Below are 20,589 nucleotides of genomic sequence, written 5' to 3' on the forward strand. Positions count from 1 at the left end.
GCAAGGGTCCCGATCGCTCTATGAACCCGACGCCCATCGATCGCCTCCCAAGGCCTCCATGACCCATGATTCGCGTTATGTCGGACTCGAAATCCTCCACGAAGGGGCAGACACGCTCGTCTATCGAGCGCGCCGCAAAGAAGACGATCGGCCGGTGGTGCTCAAAGTTTTGCGAGGCGACCACGCCAGCCCCCGCGCGCTCGGGCGGCTGTACCACGAGTACGAAATCGCCGGGACGATGGACGATTCGGCCGTCGTCAAGCCCTGCGCCATCGACGCGCTCGACGGCCAGCCGGCCCTGATCCTAGAGGATTTCGGGGGCCAGTCGCTCGATCGGCTCCTCGACGGTCCCATGCCGCTCGAGCGCTTCTTCCCGCTCGCCCTCCGCATGACCACGGCGCTCGCCGAGCTGCATCGGCAGCACGTGATCCACAAGGACATCAAGCCGCAAAACCTGCTCTACAATCCGGATACCGGCGAGGTCAAGATCACCGATTTCGGGATCGCCTCCCGCGCACCACGCGAATCCCAGAGCCTCACCCACGCCGGCCTCATCGAGGGCACGCTCGCGTACATGGCCCCCGAGCAAACGGGCCGGATGAACCGCTGGATCGACGAGCGGGCCGACATCTACTCGCTCGGCGTCACGTTTTACGTGATGCTGACGGGCACCCTGCCCTTCCAGGCCAACGACCCCCTGGAATGGGTGTATTGCCACGTCGCCCAGACGCCGCTCCCGCCCCACGCGATCGTCCCGTCCGTTCCGCCGCTCCTGTCCTCGATCGTGCTCAAGCTCCTGGCCAAGGCCGCCGAGGATCGTTATCAAAGCGCGCTCGGCCTGCGGCACGACCTCGCCGAGTGCTTCGCCCGCTTTCAGGCGAGCGGCGCCATTGCGCCCTTTGCGCTCGGGCAGCGTGACCTCTCCGACCGCTTCCAGGTCCCGCAGCGACTTCATGGCCGCGAGCGTGAAGTCGAGGCGCTGCGGGCCGCTTTCGCGCGCGTGCTCGCAGAGGGTCGGCCGGAGCTCGTGCTCGTGTCGGGGTACTCGGGCATCGGCAAATCGTCGCTCGTGGCCGAGCTCCATAAACCCGTGGTGCGCGAGCGGGGGTTTTTCGTCTCCGGCAAGTGCGATCAATACAATCGAGACATCCCCTACCTTCCTTTCCTCCAGGCGTTCCGGGGCCTTTTGCAGGAGATCCTCCGCGCGAGCGAGGTCGAGGTCGAGCGCTTCCGGCAGCGCCTGCGGGAGGCCCTCGGCCCGAACGGCCGTCTGCTCGCCGACGTGCTGCCCGAAATCGAGCAGGTCGTGGGCCCGCAAGCGCCCATGCCCGAGCTCCCGGCGGTCGAGGCCCAGAGCCGGCTGCACGCGACGCTCCAGCGGTTCGTCGCCGCGATGGCCCGGAAAGAGCACCCGCTCGTGCTGTTCCTCGACGATCTGCAATGGGCCGACGCGGCCAGCTTGAAGCTCTTCGAGCAGCTCGTGACGTACACCGAGGCGGCGCACTTGCTCGTGCTCGGCGCCTACCGGGACAACGAGGTCGGCCCCGCGCACCCGCTCGCGCTCACGCTGGCCGACGTGAAGAAGCGCGGCGCCGCCGTCGCCGATATCGTCCTCGCCCCGCTCTCGGCCGCGCATGTCGGCGCGCTCGTGGCCGAGGCGGTCCACGAAAGCGAAGAGCAGGCCGAGCCGCTCGCACGGCTGGTCTACGAGAAGACCTGTGGTAATCCGTTTTTCGTGCTCCAGTTCTTGATCGAGCTGCATCAAGAGGGGCTCCTTGCCCTCGATAGGGAGGCGGGCGCGTGGCGGTGGGACATCACCGCGATTCGCGAGAAAGGCTTCACCGACAACGTCGTCGAGCTGATGACGGGAAAACTCTCGCGGCTCTCGGCCCCGGCGCAGGACGCGCTCGAGCTCGCTGCGTGCCTCGGGAGTCGCATCGACCTCGATACCCTCGCGGTGGTCACCAAGCGTCCGGCCGCAGAGCTCCGCGAGGCGCTCGAAGAGGCCGTGCGGGAGGGGCTGATCCTTTCCCAGGGCGGGACCTATCGATTCCTCCACGACCGGGTGCAGCAAGCCGCGTACGCGTTGATTCCGCCGGGGCAGCTCCCCGAGGTCCACCTCGGGATTGGCCGGCTGCTCTTCCAGCGTCAACGCGCCGAAGAGCGGGACGAGACGCTCTTCGACATCGTCGGTCACTTCAATCGCGGCGCGGCGCTCCTCCGTTCACAGGCGGAGAGGAACGAGCTCGCCGCGTTGAATCTGCGCGCCGGCAGAAAGGCCAAGGCCGCGGCGGCCTTCCAGGCCGCGGCTGCCCTCTTCGCCGCCGGCGAGGCATTGCTCGCGCCGGACCGCTGGGAGGCGCAGTACGAGTTGACCTACAACCTGACCTTCGAGCGCGCGCACGCGGTGTACGCCACCGGCAGCTTCGAAGAGGCCGAGCCATTGATCGAAGAGCTGATGAATCGTGCGCGGACCACGATTGAACGCGCCGCGGTCGTCGAGCTCGCGGTCGCCTTCCATATGACCCGTGGGCAAAACGCCCGTGCGCTTTCGCTGGGGCTCTCATGCCTCCGCGCCTTCGGCATTGATTTATCGCCACATCCCACCGACGCCGAGATCGAAGAAGAAACCGGGCGCGTGTGGCAGATGCTGGGCGACCGGGCGATTGAGGATCTGATCCATCTGCCCCCCATGACGCACCCGGAGATCAAGGTAGTGATGGGCCTCTTGCAAGGCATGACCCTCGCCGCCTATTTTGTCGACCCGAATCTGATGTATCTTTTCACCGCGCGCCGGGTCGAGCTCAGCCTGCGCCACGGCAACGACGAGAGCTCCGCCCATGCGTACACCAATTTCGCGATGGAGATCGGCTGGAGGTTCGAGAAATACAGAGAGGCTTATCGCTTCGGCAAGCTCGCCTATGAGTTGGCGGAGAGGAGCCGCATCCTCACCACAAGGTCCCTTGTATTTACCGTCTTTGGACACCACCTTGCCTTTTGGCAGCGGCACTACCGAGAGACTCCTTTCTACACGCGGATTGGCTTCAATGCCGCCGTCGAGTCCGGCAATTTGACGAACGCATGTCTCAATTGTGCCCTGGCCCCGTTGTTCCCGCTCTCCTGCGGTGAGCCCCTGGAGGACGTCCTTCACGAAGTCGAAGATCGACTCGGCTTCGTGCGCAAGGCCCGTTACGCGCTCACGCATGGCACCCTGCTCAGCGTCCATTGCCTGATCCAGACGCTGCGAGGGAGGCCGGTCCATTTCTCGATGTTGGATGGATCGGAGCTGGATCAGGAGGCCTTCGAGAGCCGGCTGGATTCGGAGGACCAGACGGAAGCTTACCGCTCGCACCACATCTTGAAGGCACAGGCGCTATTCGTGCTTGGCTCCCCTGCCGAGGCGCTCGCGGCGACGACCCGGGCGAGCGCCAAGCGCTGGTGGAAGAGGAGTATGACGCCATTGATCGTCGATTGCGTCTTCTATCGCGCGCTCGCGCTCGCCGCCCTCTGCGGCGAGGCGTCGCCCTCGCCGGAGCTCTCCGACGACCTCCTGGCCGGCGAGAGGCAGCTCGGCGTGTGGGCGGATGGCTGCCCCGAAAACTTCCTCCACAAGCACGCCCTCGTCCGCGCCGAAATCGCGCGGCTCCGGGGGCACGAGGCGGAGGCCATCCGGCTCTACGAGCAGGCCATCTCGTCGGCGCGCGAGCACGGGTTCGTCCAGTACGAGGCCATCGCTTGTGAGCTCGCGGCGGGCTTTTACCGCGCACGTGGCCTGTCCATTCCCGCCGACGCCTACCTGCAAAAGGCCCGCGCCGGCTATTTCCGCTGGGGCGCCCACGCCAAGGTGGAGCAACTCGACCAGCGTCATCCCCACCTCGTGGAGCGCAAGCCCATCGCCCCCACCGTCACCTTCGCGGTGCGGGCCGAGCAATTCGACGTTTTATCGGTGGTCAAGGCCTCGCAAAGCATCTCCGGGGAGCTCAAGCTGCCGCGCTTGCTCGAGACGCTCCTGCGCGTCGTGATCGAGCACGCGGGCGCCGAATTGGGGCACGTGCTCCTCGTCCGGGACGAACGCCTGTCGATCGCCGCCGCGATCGAGGCGCGCGGAGGGACCGTGCAATGGCTCGATACGGCCGAGGCCTCCCCGGCGATGCTCCCGCAATCGATCCTCAACTACGTTCGTCGGACCCGCGAGCGCGTGCTGCTCGACGACGCCACCACACGGCATCCGTTCCTGGAGGACGATTACTTCAAGCGCAAGCGGCCGCGGTCTCTGCTCTGCCTGCCGATCGTGCGCCAGAGCCGCCTGCTCGGGATGCTCTACCTGGAGAACAACCTCGTCACCGGGGCGTTCACCGGCGGGCGGCTCAGCGTGCTCGAGCTGCTCGCCGCGCAATCGGCCATCTCGATGGAAAATGCCTTGCTCTATTCCGATCTCGAGGAGGAGAACACCGAGCGGAGGCGCGCGGAGCAGGCGCTCGAGGCCATCGTCGATAACTCCGCGGCGGCCATCTACCTCAAGGACCACGAAGGCCGCTTCGTGCTCGCCAATCGGCACGTGGGCCACCTGCTCCGTCTGCCGAACCAGGGGCTCCTCGGAAAATCCGACGCAGACTTTTTCCCCTCGCCGGTCGCGGAGATGATTCGTGACCACGACCGGAAGGTGCTCGAGGCGGGCGCGCCGATGGAGTGGGAGGAGGAGGTGCCGCTCGCCGATGGATTGCATACCTTCCTGTCGGTCAAGTTCCCGCTCGGCGAAGGCACGGCGCCGCGCTTGCTCTGCGGCATCTCCACCGACATCACCGAGCGCAAGCAGGCCGAGCGGGCCCAGCGCTTTCTGGCCGAGGCGAGCCGCACCCTGATGGTGCTCGGTTATGACGCGACGCTCGATAGCGTGGCCGATCTCGCGGTGCCCGAGCTCTCCGACCAGTGCGTCCTCCACGTCCCCTCCGAGGACGACACGCGCTCCCATATCGCCGCGCGAGGCGTGCCGCCCGGAGAGCTCGAAGCGCTGTGCGAGGCGCTGACCGGGCTCGCAGTCTCGGTGCCGACCGAGCCCGAAATCGGGGACGCCCGCGCCGCGCCCCTCTTGCAGCAGCACCGCGTCCACGCCTACCTCCGGGTTCCGCTCCTCGCGCGGGATCGATGCCTCGGGGTCATGTTCCTGCTCGCGACCGCGCCCCATCGTCGTTATGGCCCGGCCGACCTCGGGCTCGCCGAGGAGCTCGGGCGCCGCGCAGCGCTCGCGCTCGAAAACGCCCGGCTCTACGCCAAAGCCCAGGAGGCGATCGGGCTCCGGGACGAATTCCTCATGGTCGCCTCCCACGAGCTCAAGACCCCGCTCACGGCGCTGCAAATGCAGACGCAGCTCGTCGAGCGGCTCGTGCGACGCGACGCATCCGCGAACCTCACCCCGGCGCGAATCGAGGCGATGCTCCAGGTCTTTCACCGGCAGATCACGCGGCTCGGGAATCTCGTGGACGGGCTGCTCGATGTCGCGCGGCTGCACGGCGGACGATTGACGCTCACCCTCGAGCCGGTCGAGCTCTCCGCCCTGATCCGTGAGGTCGTCGGGCGCCTCGCCGCCCAGCTCGCGACGGCCGGCTGCCGGACGGAGCTCGAGATGGACGAGCCGGTCGTGGGGCAATGGGACAGGTCGCGCCTCGAGCAGGTGCTGGTCAATCTCCTGTCGAACGCGATGAAGTACGGTATGCAGCAGCCCATTCAGGTGACCATGCGCAGGCAGGCGGCCTCGGCGCTGCTCGTCGTCCGTGACCACGGAATCGGGATCGCGGAGAAAGATCAGGCCAAGATCTTCAATCGCTTCGAGCGCGCGACGCCCGCGCAGAACTTCGGGGGGCTCGGGCTCGGGCTTTACCTGGTGCGCTGGATCGTGAACTCGCATGGCGGGTCCGTCCGGGTGGAGAGCAAGCCGAACGCGGGCGCGACGTTCATCGTGGAGCTCCCCTTGCGTCCGCCGGGGGTGGACGACCCAGGCGAATCACGCCCGCCCCGAGGCTGAGCGACGCGGAGGGCGAAAGCCCGATCGAAAGGCACGATTTGTTATACGATGGCTCCGCGCCGCGTCTCTTCCCGGCGTGATTGGAGACCTTCATGAAGACACCCTTGCTTGCGACCCTCCTCGCCTGCGCGCCGCTCGCCGCGTTGCTCGCGCCGAGCGACGCCCACGCGTGTGGCGGCTGCGTGGTCCCGCCCATGGTGAACACCATCGTCAACGCGCACCGAATGGCGCTCTCGGTTTCGCCCAAGCAAACCGTGCTCTGGGATCAGATCCGCTACGACGGCGCTCCCGAGAGCTGGGGCTGGCTTTTGCCCGTGAAGCCGGGGGCGGTCATCGAGATCTCCACCGACGCCTGGTTCGAGACGCTCGACGCGGCGACGTCGACCACGGTGTTCGCGCCGCCGATCAACTGCAACAATGGCCCCGATTTCGATTGCGGGTGCGCGATGTCCGATCTCGCGTCGGGGAGCGGGGGCGAGCTCGGTCCGGGCGGCGGGGGCGTGACCGTGGTGCACCGCGGCACGGTGGGGCCGTTCGAGACCGTGACGCTGAGCACGGAGACGCCGGGCGTGCTCGACGATTGGCTGACGACCGCCGGATACACGATTCCCCCGGAGACGGCGCCGGTCATCGACGCGTACATCGAGGAGGGGTTCGATTTCATCGCGCTGCGCCTCCAGCCGGACAAAGGCGTGAACGACATGAAGCCGGTCCGCGTGGTGCAACCCGGCATCAGCCCGACCTTGCCGCTGCGCATGGTCGCGATCGGCACGGGCGCGAACGTGGACATCACGCTGTTTTTGATCACCGAGGGTCGATGGGGCGCGAAGAATTTCGCGAATGCGCTCATTCCGGCGGATCTCGTGTCGTGGGATTTCGCGACGAACGCCTCGAATTACGCCACGCTGCGGGAAAAGACGCTCGCGGCGAACGACGGCGCCACGTGGATCACGACGTTCGCGAAGCCGCGGGCGCTGCTCGCGCCGATCGACGGCGCGGTGCAGGGGAAGGTCTCGATCACCCTCGAGGTCGACGAATTCGGGTTCCCCTCCCGCTCCGCGAACACGATTGCGGAAGGGTACGTCGGCCAGGGCGTGATCAACCAGGAGGCGACCGACGAGTCGTGCTTGACGAGCTTCGGCACGTTCGCGAGCGACAACCGCATGGTCGTGGATCCGTGTCCGGCCGGCGTTCCCTCGAACGATCCGTCCTGCGGCGAGGTGGCCGCGGGGGAGATCGACGCGCGGCTCTTCGAATGCGGCGAGAACGACGAGCTCCCGGATTCGACGCTGGACGACGTCGCGACGGCGCTGAATGGCCTGCACCCGGCGGACGTGTGGCTGACGCGGCTCGAAGCGCGGCTGCCGCGCGCCGCGCTGGCGAAGGATCTGGAGGTCGAGCCGGCGGCGAACCAGGTCGAGGTGGAGCACGAGATCCGGGCGCGCTCGTCGACGAACGTGGAGACGATCTGCCCGTCCGGCGTGGCGCTCCTGCCGGACAGCGGCAATGGCTCGAACAAGGATCGCGGGACGTTCGTCGTGGTCCTCTCGACGCTCGGCGCGGGCATCTTGGCCCTCACGCGGCGGCGCCTGCGCGGCGCGCGTTCTCCCCTGCCCGCCTGATCCGGCCTCACTCCACCGAATACATGCAATAATCGATCGAGCAGCCCTCGGTCACGCAGGCGATCATGTTCTGACGGTTCTTGCTGGTCACGGACGAGAGGAGCGCCTGGCAATCCTTCATCGTGAGCCGTCCGCCGCAGGCCTTGACCACGGGGGCGCACGCCGATTGTGTGAAGGGCTCGATGCACGAGACCTTGCGCACGGCCGACATCCCGCACTGGTTCGCCGCGTCGAACGTGCAGAGCGACTGTTTGCCGCTCTTCGCGAGGAGGCAATCGACGGCCTTTTCGGCCACGGAGGGCTGGAGCCCGTGCGCGAGCTTGCCGCACATGTCGCGGGTGTCCGTGAAGCTCTCGCATTGCGGCCCCGGCGCGCGCAGGGTGCTACATCCCCTGGGCGCGACGCCGCCGTCGTCACATGCGGAGAGCCCCAGATCCGGGACCGTCTCCCCGTCGAGCGCTGCGATGAATACCTCGCTCGGCTGCTCTGCGCCCGGCTGGCCCGGTGGAGGCGCCGCCGTACTTCCCTTCGCGCCCGAGCGGTCCTCCTCGGGCAACGTGACGACCGGCGCCGCGACGACGGGATCACCGGCCGCGGGCTGCGAGGCGCCGCCGCACGCGCCTTGGGCCATGGTCGCGGTGAGGAGGAGAAACCGGGAACGGTCGATCTGCATGGCAGCGAGAGAACATCGGAGCGGGGCGCGGCCGTCAAGGGGGAGGCGCGGGGAGCGTCAGAAGACGCTGCGGTCGAAAATCTGGGAGCGGCGGGGGCGCGGGGAGAACGGGACGAGGTACGGGTGCGGGTCGCCGTCGGGCGGGCCTTCGGCATTCCGCGCGGCGTGCTCGCGGAAGATCGCGACGTCGTGCTCGATGTCCTTTCCGAGGCGCGGATCGCCGCCGAGGTAATCGCGGAAGAGGCCGAGGCGCAGGGTGGCGGCGAAGGCCGGATCGACGATGGCCACGTTGCATTCGCCTTCGTATTCGAAGCCGCGGTCGTTCACGTTGCAGCTCCCCACCGTGACGAAGTGGTCGTCGACGAGGAGGAGCTTGCCGTGGTGGTCGATCTCCTGGACGCGGCGCTTGCCGCGGCCGTCGCGGTCCACGCAGCGGAGCGCGTAGAGCTCGAAATCGGGGAGGGCCTCGCGGATGCGCTCGAAGCAGGCGTGGCTCCAGGCGCCCGTCAAGGGGTGGTTCGCCTGCGCCTCGCTCGTGAGGACGAGGACCGAAAGGCGCGGGTTTTTCCGGGCCGCCTCGGCGATCGCGTCGCTCACGTAGGTGGACCGGAAATACTGATCCTCGATGTAAATGAGGCGGCGGGCGGCGGCGATGGCGCGCAGATACACGTCGAGGATGCCGCGCTCGGCGTTGGGCGCGGGCATGGTGCGGACGACCTGCACGGCGGAGCGCCCGGGCGCTTCGGGGAGCACGGCGGGCTCGGGCGGGGGCACACGCGTCGATCGCTCGGCGTGCGGCGCGCCGCGTTCGAGGAGCCGGTTCCATCGCTCCCGGAAGTTCTCGACGAGGTGGGCGACGCTCGGGCCTTCGATACGGGCCACGAAATCGTGGCGGGGCGGGTTGTCCGCGGCGCAGAGCCCGTCCCTGACGCGGGCGCGGAACGCGCTCGGGCGCGAGAATCGGCAGCGGCGCGGCTCGAAGAGGCGGTGGCGGCGCGTGTCCCAGTCGTTCTGGCGCATGTTCATGCCGCCGCAAAACCCGATGCGGCCGTCGACGATCACGGTCTTCTGGTGGAACGATCCGATCTGCATCTCGCCGAGGAGGCGGTTTCCGAGCGAATGTCGCGCGTCGAAGATCGGGACCTCGGTGGGGTTTTTCTCGGTGAGGACCTCGAACCCGTCGCCTGCGGCGAGCGCGACGCGGCGCGCCTCGCCGGGAATGGGCAAGAGGGGTGGATCCCAGATGAGGAGCTGCACGAGGACGGACTCTTTGGCCCGGGATTCGAGGATGCGCTGGATGGTATAGGCCTCGCGGTCGGCCGGCTCGGCGAGCGGGTCGGGGCGCAAGAGCTCGAGCTCCGGCTCGTAGACCCACGTGGTGGCGCGAATCGAGCGGCGCGCTTCCATGAGCGCCTCGGCCACCGCGCGCCAGCCGTCTTCTCCGTCGACGAACATGTCCACGCGATTGCCGAGCGTCGGAGGATACCCGATGTGGGAAAACCACACGTAATCGAGGACGACGTGGGCCGTGCTCTTGCCCTCCCCGCATTCGACGCGCTCGACGCGGGAACGCACGCCTTCGAGGCCGCTCATCGCGGCGACGACACTCCCGCATTTGCCGGGGGTCAGGAACACCGTGGTGCGGAGCGGCCGAAGCTCGAACGGCGAGGCCCCGGGCTCGACGATGAGCTCGTAATCGCCGCGCCGCGGCAAGACGACGAGGCTCCGCCCGGGCGCGACCTCCTCCGCCACCACGGCCCCCCGCGGGCCGAGGAGACGCACGGATGCCCCCTGGACAGGCGCGCCGTGTGGTGTCGTGACCAGGACTTCGAGCTTGGCTCGTTCCCTCGGCATACGCCCTCCCCTAAGGAAAGCCCTAGAGCCGGGCGGGCGGACTCGAAAGCGTGCATACGCGAGCAACACCACCAACGTCTGCGTACGTACGTTCGCAAGAAACGGGAATGCTACCGTCCCGAAAAAAACCGGTAGTATGAGGACTCCGGAGGATCGACCTACCAATGAAGGCAGGTGAGCAGCGCGCAGAGGCGCCGTCGGCGGCGAGGGAGGAGACCCTCGGGACGATCCCGCCGGGGTCGGGTGCCGTGTTGACCGCCCCGACCTGGCTCGACGATCTGCTCGTCAGTGAACACCTGCACGTGGCTTTCCAGCCGATCGTGGATCTCGGCACGGGCGAGGTGATGGGGCGCGAGGTGCTCGGGCGGCTCGGGCCAGGTGCGTCCGAGGCGCACGCGCGTGGCGTGTCGGGGCCGCAGGCGCTGCTCGAGATGGCGCACTCGCACGGAAGGCTCGTGGCCGTCGACCGGCGCTTCCGCGAGATCGGGATCGAGACGCTCGCGCGCGTGGGATCCGAGGGCGTGTTTTTCCTGAACGTCGATCCACGGGTGATCGACGACCCGGCCTTCAGCGCGGGGTTCACGCGGCGGCTCCTGGAGGAGCACGGGGTCGCGCCGACGCGGATCGTCCTCGAGTTGACGGAGTCGGGTGCGGTGCTCGACAGCGATCGTCTCGAACGGATCGTGCGGCACTACGCGAGCCAAGGGTTTCGGATCGCGCTCGACGACGTGGGCGCGGGTTACGCGTCGCTGACGGCGCTCGTGCGCGTGCGGCCGCATTTTTTGAAGCTCGACAAGGCGATCGTCCGGCACCTCGCGGGCGATCCGCTGCGCGCGCATCTCGTGCGATCGCTCGCGGATTTCGGGCGGCGCGCGGGGATCCAGGTGATCGCGGAGGGCATCGAGGACGAACACGATCTGCACGCGCTGCTCGCGTGCGGCGTGGAGCTTGGTCAGGGGTATCTGCTCGCGAGGCCCGCGCCGGAGCTCGGCCCGCTGCCGGCGACCGTGAAGGATCTCGTGCGGCGCGCGGCGCGGGAGGCCGAGCGGGATGGCCAGTCGATCCCGCCGCCGCGCACGATCAGCGCGCTGCGTGGATCACATGCATCCGTGCTGCCGGCGACGCCCGCGGGAGAGGTCGCGATCGCGCTCAGGCGCTCGACGGCGTACGCGGCGCTGCCGGTGGTGGACAGTGATGGACACGTGCTCGGGCTCGCGACGCGGGAGCGGCTGCTGGACGAGCTCGCGCACACACGACGCGGCGGTCGTCCGATCGCGGAGCTGATGGATCCGCATCCGCTCCGGGTGGACGAGGCGACGCCGCTGCCGGTGGCGTTGCGGCTCGCGACGTCGCGGGACGAGCCGCGCACGTACGATCCGGTGATCGTGGAGCATCATGGACGGTACTTGGGGACCGTGACGATGCAGGTGCTCATGCGGGCGATCGCGGACGGAGAGTTCTAGCTTCACTGGCCGAGAGGGCGTAGCAGCGCACCGGACCCCGCGTGCACGCGTTGCAAACGCTGATCGCAACGTACCAACCCCCGCGTGCACGCGTTGCAAACGGGTTTCGAACGTACGCGAAGCCGTCTGCACGCGTTGCAGACGGGTCTTCGAACGTACACAAAGCCGTCTGCACGCGTTGCAGACGGGTCTTCGAACGTACGCAAAGCCGTCTGCACGCGTTGCAGACGGGTCTTCGAACGTACGCAAAGCCGTCTGCACGCGGTGCAGACGGCTTTCCTACACGCGTTGTGCCGTCTGCACGCGTTGCAAACACCGTTCGGAGCGCGCCGAGTTCGGTTTTCACGCGCCCGGTGAGCGCAGAGGCAGCCCCGGACCTTCTCTCGGTGGGGATGTCAAGCCTTTTCTCGGCAGCCGCGGCGGCTCCCGCTGATGACGCGCATGCATTCTTGTGGGCTCGATTGCCATCCATGAGCCTGGGTCGCCGAGTGACGTCGTGCATTGGGCTGCGTCGGACTCCAATGCCGCTTTCGTGTCGTTGACGGCCGCGGACGAGCCCCACCATCGTCTGCCCATGACTCGGATGGCTGCCTGCCGACGGGGGTGAGGGCCAGACCATTCCGAGGGATGGGGGTGGTCCATGCAGCGATTGACTCTTCTGGCTCGCCTTTGGCACTTCCTCGTCACGGCGCTCGCCCTCCTGGCAAAGGCGGCCCGCATCTCGTGTTTCGTTTTGCTTTTGTTCGGATGCGCCTCCTCGCGCGATCCCACCATGGCCCGGATCTTCGAGGCGTCGAACGTCATCCACGTCTGCGTGCGTCCGCCGAACGTCTCGAAAGACAAGCGAATCTGGGGGCTCAGCTCCGACGGCACGCCCTTCTTCGGGGTCCGGGAGGTGGACCTCGCGAGAGGCAATGGCAGCGCCGTTTACGTTTTCGACCTGAACGCGCCGCCCGAGAGCGCGAAGCTCTTGCCGATTCCGTACAACACGCTCGAATGCCCGGCGCCGCCGAAGCCCCGCGTCGTCGCGGCGAAGGTCGAGGGCAAGCACGAGGAGGAGCGCAAGGAGGAGGCGACCAAGAAGGCCGAGGCCAAAAAGGCCGAGCGGCCGAAGCCGCTCCCGGAGACGAAGCGTTGTGCATCGTCTCCAGAGCCGGGGCAGGCGCGTCGTCGCGGCGGTTCGGGCTCAGGGGGCTGCACGAAGGTCCTCGTGCACCGGACCCGCACGGAGCCCGTCGTCGCGGAGAGCCCCCGCGAGGCCCGACCGCCCGAGCCGGCGAGGTTGTCCGAGGACGCGGCGCGGGAGTATGAGGACTGGGGGCTCACCCCGGCGGACGTCTCCGCACTCGCGGAAGATCGAGGCAGGGAGTGTCTCGAGCGGATTTGCCATGCGCGCCACCAGAACTTCATCCCGAAGGGCAAGCAGAAGCCCGCCGCGACGCACGACGGGCAGTCGTTGTCGACGGGGAACGGGAGCGGTGGGGGAGGTGCCGCGAAGACGACGGTCAAGACGACGACGCGGTCCGCGTCGGGGAGTAGCAGCAGCGAAACAGGCTCCTACACGAACACGCACGCCAGCGGCAGAACGTACGACGGTAAAGGTAGTCGAGAGCGCTCCCAGATATCCGGTCGTCGCATCGAGCGGAAAACCGGAGACCAGCATGTAGCAACAGACTGGAGGCCCGCGCCGAACGGGAAAGAAGCCTTCAAGGAAGAAGCGCGTCGGCTGCAGGAACACGGCGGTCCGGCTCGCCCTGACAACTACAACAAGATCGAGTCTCCCGGGAAAAAGCTACTGGAGCAGGAGAAATGATGGATTACCCCGACGATGCCGATGGCGCTGCCCTGCGTCGCATAGCGACACGGTGCGACATGTCGAAGCCGATGGACATCGAATTCGTTGTATCTGTCCCGGATCAAGCTGCGGGCGCGGAATTGGCGCATCTGGTGGCGAAGCGTGGCTATACCCCGTCGCTCGAGTTCGACGAAGAAGCTGAGGAATGGACCTGTTACTGCGCCAAACGGATGGTTCCTACATACGAGGCGGTCGTCGCTGCGCAACAGGAGCTCGATGAGCTGGGCGCAGAGGTGGGGGGATACTCCGATGGATGGGGGACATTCGGAGAGTGAGCGCGGAGGTCGTTGCTCGTGGTGGCCACTTACAACGTACTCTCGGGCCCGTAACAGGCGCCGACGAAACCGCAGTGGAGCTTGCGGCATCGATCCAGAGGGACCGGATCGAAACGGTCGGCCCAGCGTGCCTCGGCGAAACGCTCGCCGAGGGTCTTGAGCTCGTTCGCGAAGCGGTCGTGCTCTTCGTTCGAGATGGTGCCGTCTTCGCCTTCCGTGGCGAGGAAGATCGGCTCGGGCGAGGAGCCCGCGAGGAAGACGACGCCTGCGCGGATGCGTCGCTCGGGCTCGCGGCGGTGCATGCTGAGCGCGTAGGCGTGGAGCTGGAAGGCGTAGACCGAGAGGTCGGAGCGCGGGCGCGAGAGCTTGTAGTCGATGACGTCGACGGTGCCGTCGGGGCGGAAGACGACGAAGTCGACGGCGCCGCGTAGGCCGATGGCGCGCGGGGAGCCGTCGGGCGCGGGGGAAAGGCCGATCGTCAGGACGAAGGGTTCTTCGCGCAGCATGCGGAGGCCTTGATCGCGGATGGCGCGGGTGTACGGGCCGTCGAGGAAACGTGCGATGCCGTCGGCGATGCGGGAGGCCTCGGGCATCTCGGGACGGAGACCGGCGAGGGCGAGGCGACGGCGGACGTCGGCGACGTCGACGGGGCGGCCGAAGGCCTCGCGGGGCCAGCGTTCGAGGACGCCGTGGGCTGCGAGGCCTCGGATGCGCGGGTCGAGGTCGGCTTCGATGTCGACTTCGACGGGCTCGGCCGCGGGATCGCCGGGGAGCTCGACGTAGCCGGTGCTGATCGGCTCGTCGAAGCCCATGAGCTGGCGCAGGCGGAAGCGGCGCGGGCAGCCCTGGAAGAGCGAGAGCGGGGTCGTGGCGATCGAGATCGTGCGGGTCGGCGGGCGCTCGGGCCAGGGCGGCGCGGGGCCCGTCGGGGAGACGGCGCCGTGCCGCGCCTCGCGAGGTTGCGCGAGCGGGTCGGCGAGCAGGGCCGAGGCCTGCTCGCGGCGGGTGATCGCGTCCTTGATCGCGGGCTTCGTGAAGCCGTCTTTGAGGGATTCGAAGGCGGAGCCGCCCTTCGCGCGCTTGCGGGCGCCTTCCGGCGGATCGGGGACGCCGATCATGACGAGCGCGCGCTTCGGCCGCGTGATGGCGACGTACGTGAGGCGCTGCCGCTCGGCGAGCTCGCGTGCGCGTGCGAGCTCGTCCGCCTTTGCTTGCGCTTCCGTGCGGAGCGAATCGAGCACGGGCCGCTCGCCTCGTTCGAGCCGCGAGAGCATCGTGTCGGAGAGCGGATCCGGCCGCGAGGCGTGATGCCGCAGGATCAGCGTGGGTTTGGGGCCGCCGAGGGAGGCGATTCCGAGGCCCGAGGGCCGTGGCGAGACGCCCGCGTCGAGGTCGAGGACGATCACCACGGGGAAGTCGAGGCCCTTGCTCGCGTGGATCGTCATGAGGCGGACGGCGTCTTCTTCCTCGGCGAACGTGGCCTCGTCGCGCTCGTCGGAGTCGTCGCGCATGCGGCGATCGAGCCAGCGGACGAAGCCGGGGAGCGAGCCGCCGCGGCGACGCGCGACGCCGAGGAGGCGATCGACGTGGCCGATGCGCATCTCGGGGCGAGGCATGGAGGCGAAGACACGATCGAGGTCGAAGGCCGCGACGGCCGCGCGGATCGCTTCGCCCGGATGAAGGCGCAAGGCGGCGCGGCGAAGCTCGACGAAGCGGCGGACGAAGTCTTCGAGGCGCGTGCGATCCGCGGGGCCGAGCTTTTCCCAGGCGGGCAAGGTCGGGAGCAGGCGCGGGGCGTCCGATCGTTCGAGCGGCAAGGACAAACCGGTTTTCGGCGCGCCGAGCCACGCGAGCGCGGCGTCGGACAAACCGACGGCGGGGCCGCGGAGGACGGTGGCGAGCGCGAGACGGTCGCGGCGATCGACGAGGAGGCGCAGGACCGCGGCGACGTCGCGGACCTCGGAGGTGTCGAAGAGCGCGCGGCCCGCGACGACGTGCGGGACGTCGATGCGGGCGAGCGCGAGCTCGAGGAGCGGGAGGGTTTTTCGGCGGCGCGCGAGGATGGCGATGTCGCGGAAGGAGCCCTCGCCGCTGCGGACGAAGCGCGCGGTGAAGGCCGCGGCGACGAAGGCTTCGCGCATGGAGCGCGTGGCGCCGCGGACGACGGGCTCGGCGTCGGGCGGCGAGGCGCCGTCGTCGTCGACGAGCACGACTTCGCCTGCGCCCTGCGCTTCCGTGACGGGGACGAGGTGATCGGCGGGGCCGTAGACGACCTCGAAGTCGCGCGGATGTGCGTCCCCCGGCGCGTGAAAATCGTGGGCGGAGAAGGCGTTGACGAAGTCGAGGATCTTGCCGCCGCTGCGGCGGCTCTCGCGGAGGGCGACGAGGTCGGCGCGGGCCTCGGGCGCGCAGATCTCGGGCGCGAGGGCGAGGGCCTCGCGGGCGAGCGGGCCGCAGAGCTCGCCCGTGATGCGCGAGAAGACGGCGACGTCGGCGCCGCGGAAGCCGTAGATGGATTGCTTGCGGTCGCCGACGAGGAAGAGGCCGTGCCCGACGAGGTTTTCCGCGATGGGCGCGCGGCCGGGGGGGCGATCGCTGTCCTCGCGCTCGCGGAGGAGATAAACGATGTCGCGTTGCGCGCGGCTCGTGTCCTGGAACTCGTCGACGAGGAGCGCGTCGATGGAAGCGCGGACCTGCACGGCGATCTCGGGGCGATCACGGAGGCCGTCGCGGGCCATGCGGAGCATGTCGCCGAAGCTCAGGAGGCCTTCCTGGCGGCGGAGGGCGCCGAGGCGGGTGCGCGCGTCTTCGAGGAGGGCGACGATGCCACGCTCGCGGACCGAGAGATGCGGCGCTTCGCGGAGGATCGCGAGCAGGCCCGAGGCGCGCTCGGCGTTGCTGTCGCCGGGGAGCTCTTCGCGGAAGGCGGCGAACTCCTTGTCGGCGTCGCTCGTCTTGCCGCGCATGGCGATGGCGAAGAGGTCGCGGAGCGGCTCTTCGGCCGCGGCCGGGAAGAGCTCGCCGGGGCTGCCTTGCGCGAGGGCACGCGCGAGGACCGCGGCTGCGTCCTTGGTGCGTTGTCCGCCGGCGATACAGGTCGCGACGATGGAGTCGAGCGAGGCGCGGAGGGCGCGCGCGCCGCCTTCGTGTTCGGCGAGCAAGAGCTCCGAGGGCAAGAGGCCCTCTTCGTCGAGGCGGTCGCAGAGGCTCGCGACCTGCTTGCGCGCGCCCCACACGCCGTTTGCGGCGGCGACGAGCGCGCGCGCGGCCTCGGCGCGATCACCGCCGGCCGAGAGCGCGGCCGAGAGCGCTTCGTCGACCGCGAGATCCGCGAGCGCCTGCGCCTCGTCCTCCTCGACGACGCGGGCTTGCGGATCCACGCCGAGCGCGAGCGCGTGCGTGCGGACGATCTGCTGCGCGAGGCCGTGCAGCGTGTCGATGCGCGCGCCCGCGGACCTGCCGAGCGCGTCGGCCGCCCGGCGCTTGAGCTCGGGGATCGAAGGCGGATCCGCGATGAGCGCGCGCCGCGCCAGGAGGATCGCCGCGAGTTTGGGCTCGGGTCCTTCCTCGTCCCACGCCGCGATCTCGGAGAGCGCCGCTTGCACGCGGGCCGCGATCTCCTGCGCGGCGGCGCGTGAAAAGGTCGTCGCGACGATACGCTCGGGCGGGATCGGCTCGGCAGGTTTGTCACCGTCGGCCTGGCCCATCGAGGTGAGGCCGAGCGTGAGCAGGACGTAAAGCGCCGTGAGCCGGTACGTCTTGCCGGTGCCCGCGCTCGCCGCGACGACGATGTTGCGCCGGAAGGCGTAGAGGAGCGCGTCTTCGGGGGGCAACGTCATCCGCCGCCCTCCTCGTCCGCCTCGCCCGGCACCACGGCCGGCCTGCGGCAGACGTCCCGCGCGTCACACCGATCGCAAAGATCCCCCTTCACGGGTCGCGGCTCGATGTGGCCGTCCCACAGCGAGAGCACCACCTTGCGGGCCGTGCGCTCCGCGTCGATCCGTTTGTCCGCGATGGCCCGTCGATCCGGGTCCTTCGCCGGCGAGGCCTTGATCTCGCCCCGCTTGTCCGCGCCGAGGTAGAGCGCCTGTACCTCCTCGGCGCCCGTCGCCCGCGCCACGGCGGCGGCGTAGAGCGGCAGTTGCAGGTGCAAGGTTCCCTGCTCGCTCTTGCTCGGGATCTGCCCCGTCTTGTAGTCGACGACGCGCGCCGCGCTTTTGCCGCCGTCGCCCCGATCGACGCGGTCGATCTTGCCCTCGACGAACACCGACGGCCCCGGCGCCCGGTCGCCCTCCCCTTCCCCCGGCATCGACGCGATCGGGAGCGCGTCCCACGGCGCCTCGACCGACGGGCCGAACGGTTGTTCGGCGAGCGCAAACGAAAATCCTTGCTCGTCGAGGCCGTGCGCGACGAACCCGAGCGCGACGTCGACGGCCGCGATCAAAAGCTCCCGCCGCAGCGGCGCTGCCTCTTTGTCCGCGCCGACCGCGCGCATCGCCGCGTCGCGCGCCGCTTCGAGCGCCTTGCGCCGGTTCGCGCGCCCGCCCGCCTCCCACGCCGCCTCGAACGCCGCCGCCGTGGCCGCGTGCACCTGCGTGCCCCGCTCGCGTGGATCGGCCGCTTCGAGCGCGTCCTCCTGGCGACGCGTCTTCCACACGCGCCGGGCAAACCCCGCGAACGCGCAGCCCGCGGCCTTTTCGATGTGCGTGACCGCGATCGGCCGCGAGGGCATGTCGCCGCCCACGCACGCGCGGAGGTGCGCGGCGAGCTCGGGATCGGCCGGGTCGATCCGGCCCGTGAAGGGTCCCGCGTCCGCCCGCGGATCGAGGAAAAACGCGAGGCGCGCCCGCTCGATGGAGACACGATCCGCGATGAGCGGCGCCGGGAGCGAGCCCGCCGAGAGCGCGACGAGCTCGGCCCCGCGTGGATCGATCCGCGAGGCCGCCCGCGACACACGCGACGAGGGCTCGACACGCTCGGCGACCTGCGATCGCAGCGCGCGCGTGACGGTCGGATGCGGCGCGGCCTCGTCGTCGGTGGTGCTGTACGCGAGCACGACGCGCCGCGCGCCGCCCATGGCCCACGCGAGCTCGGCCCGGCGGATGCGATCCCGCTCGCGCGACGTCGGCGGACGCGCCGAGGCCGGCAGCGTCGACCAGAGCCGCTCGTCGATGAGCCCGCCGTCCGACTCCGGCCCGTACCCGCCCGGGCCGAGGCCCGTGACGAGGAGGACCTCGTACCGGATCCCACAAAGCTCGGAAGGTCGGGCGATCCGGACGGCGCTGGCGCGGCTGCCGCCGCCGTCGGACCGCCCCTGCAGCGCGCCGGCCCGACGCACCTCGGCATAAAGCTCCTCGACGCGGGCCGGCGCGTCCTCGAGGCCGAGCATGGCCGCCGCTTCGACGACGGCGCGCGTGGCGTCACGAATGGCGCGCACCGCTGCTTGTCCCTCGCCAATGGCCTTGAGCGCGAGGGATCGGCCGCGGAGCGCCTCGACACGGAGCGCGGCGCCGAGCTCGCCCATCGAGGGCCGGCCAAGATCGAGTTTGTCGCAAAGCGCGCCAAACCTCGCTGCAATCTCGGCCCGGGTTTTTCCCCCGGCAAGGAGCACGACGCTCTCCAGCATTCGCGTGAGCGCGTCCGGCATCCAGGCCTCGTCCGCGTCTCCGGCCGCTTCGATGACCGCGCGGAGATTCTCGACGAGAAGCGTTCCGGTGCGATCGACCTCGACGGGGACGTCGCGCAGCCTGTGGGCGAGCAATGCGGCCTTGGCCTCGGCGTCGCGCTCGGCGCGCTCGGAGACCCATATACCGGAATGAAGGCCGGGGGCGCGGAGGATATCGATCACGCGTTCGCGCGTGACGGGCCCGGACGCGAGCGCAAAGAGGCCAAGCGCGGCGCGGCCTTCAGGCGAAGCATCCGGCGAGGGGCCGCGGGGCTCGTGAAAAGGAATACGGGCGTCGGAGAGGGCAGCGCGGAGCGGATCGAGGGTGCCGTCGTCGAGCGCGGGGACGAGGATCGCAATGGATTCGGGCGGGACGCCGCTGCCGAGCGCAGAGAGGACCTCGGCCGCGACGGCGCGCGCCTCGCCTTCAGGGCCGGCCGCGCGCAATACGAGGGAGGCCGCGCCGTCGCTGAGCGGGCTCCAATCGATGGAGGGCCCGAACGTGAGCTCGGACCAGCGTTTTTCGAGGACGGTGGCGACACCGCCGACGGCCTCCTCGTCGAGGTCGGTCGGGTCGAACAGGGATTCACCCGAGAGGAGCGGCATCTCGACGACGAGCCCACGTCCGCCGGCCTCACGTGCGCGGGCATGCAAAGCCTCGAGCCAGGAGAGGTCGTCGGCCTCGAAGGCGAGGAGGCCGGAGAGGGTGACGTCGTACGCCGACATTTCCTGGAGAAGGGCGTCACAAGGCCCACGTCGAAGGGCGCGGGACAGGACGAACCCGGCGCTGCGCGGATCGACGAGGCTCTTTTGCGCGAGGATTTCATCGGCGCGGCGCATGACCTCGGCGAGGAGCGCGGCCTGGGGGCCCTCGGCCTGGAAAAGGTGGTCCGGCCGAACGCCGGCGCGCCGGAGGCGGCCGAGGGCGGAGTCGACGACGTCGGCAAACGCGACCCGCTCGGCCGGTGCGTCGGGAAGATCGAGGCCAGCGACGGGGCCGGCTTCGAGGGCGACGCGGGAGACGAGGCGGGTGACGGCGTTCGAAGCGAGGCCACAATCCGGCTCGACCATGGCGAGGGCGCCCTGCACGAAGGCGCGCAAGGTCCTGGCGCCGCGAGCGGCTTGGCCCGGCGCAGCAAGAGCTATCTCGACGTGGCGAT

At 69.3% G+C, this 20,589-nt stretch carries 9 protein-coding genes; 5 read left to right on the plus strand and 4 right to left on the minus strand.

Annotated elements, in window-relative coordinates; translation table 11 throughout:
- Window positions 1-58: 58 nt before the first annotated feature.
- Together QHF84_RS17450 and QHF84_RS17455 are read left to right on the plus strand one after the other, a co-directional pair.
- Entirely contained in the window at window positions 59-6,022 is a 5,964-nt protein-coding gene (locus QHF84_RS17450; RefSeq protein ID WP_281314439.1) for an AAA family ATPase, read from the plus strand.
- Between the two features lie 92 nt (window positions 6,023-6,114).
- The gene (locus QHF84_RS17455) at window positions 6,115-7,644 is read left to right on the plus strand and encodes a DUF2330 domain-containing protein (RefSeq protein WP_281314440.1); all 1,530 of its coding nucleotides are present in this window, start codon (window positions 6,115-6,117) and stop codon (window positions 7,642-7,644) included.
- A gap of 7 nt (window positions 7,645-7,651) precedes the next feature.
- On the opposite strand, the gene QHF84_RS17460 is transcribed toward QHF84_RS17455, so the two are convergent.
- Together QHF84_RS17460 and QHF84_RS17465 are read right to left on the minus strand one after the other, a co-directional pair.
- Window positions 7,652-8,317, minus strand: a complete 666-nt coding sequence (locus QHF84_RS17460) for a hypothetical protein (RefSeq protein ID WP_281314441.1) — start codon at window positions 8,315-8,317, stop codon at window positions 7,652-7,654.
- A gap of 57 nt (window positions 8,318-8,374) precedes the next feature.
- Window positions 8,375-10,171, minus strand: a complete 1,797-nt coding sequence (locus QHF84_RS17465; protein ID WP_281314442.1) for a phosphatidylserine/phosphatidylglycerophosphate/cardiolipin synthase family protein — start codon at window positions 10,169-10,171, stop codon at window positions 8,375-8,377.
- A gap of 164 nt (window positions 10,172-10,335) precedes the next feature.
- Between QHF84_RS17465 and QHF84_RS17470 the strand changes: the two genes are divergently transcribed.
- The 3 genes from QHF84_RS17470 (at window position 10,336) to QHF84_RS17480 (ending at window position 13,764) form a co-directional block, all read left to right on the plus strand.
- On the plus strand, window positions 10,336-11,634 hold the full coding sequence (locus QHF84_RS17470) for an EAL domain-containing protein (RefSeq protein WP_281314443.1): 1,299 nt from the start codon (window positions 10,336-10,338) through the stop codon (window positions 11,632-11,634).
- Window positions 11,635-12,274: 640 nt separating this feature from the next.
- Entirely contained in the window at window positions 12,275-13,447 is a 1,173-nt protein-coding gene (locus QHF84_RS17475) for a hypothetical protein (RefSeq protein ID WP_281314444.1), read from the plus strand.
- Window positions 13,444-13,764: a ribonuclease E inhibitor RraB gene (locus QHF84_RS17480; RefSeq protein WP_281314445.1), complete on the plus strand. Its 321-nt coding sequence runs from the start codon at window positions 13,444-13,446 to the stop codon at window positions 13,762-13,764. Before QHF84_RS17475 ends, QHF84_RS17480 begins: the two co-directional genes overlap by 4 nt.
- A 29-nt stretch (window positions 13,765-13,793) precedes the next feature.
- Here the strand turns inward: QHF84_RS17480 and QHF84_RS17485 are convergent, their stop codons facing one another.
- The gene (locus QHF84_RS17485; protein ID WP_281314446.1) at window positions 13,794-17,603 is read right to left on the minus strand and encodes a UvrD-helicase domain-containing protein; all 3,810 of its coding nucleotides are present in this window, start codon (window positions 17,601-17,603) and stop codon (window positions 13,794-13,796) included.
- Complete coding sequence (locus QHF84_RS17490; protein WP_281314447.1) at window positions 17,600-20,530, minus strand: PD-(D/E)XK nuclease family protein; 2,931 nt, start codon at window positions 20,528-20,530, stop codon at window positions 17,600-17,602. Before QHF84_RS17490 ends, QHF84_RS17485 begins: the two co-directional genes overlap by 4 nt.
- Window positions 20,531-20,589: the final 59 nt, after the last annotated feature.

This window comes from Polyangium sp. y55x31 (genome assembly GCF_029946505.1).
Lineage (GTDB): Bacteria > Myxococcota_A > Polyangia > Polyangiales > Polyangiaceae > Polyangium.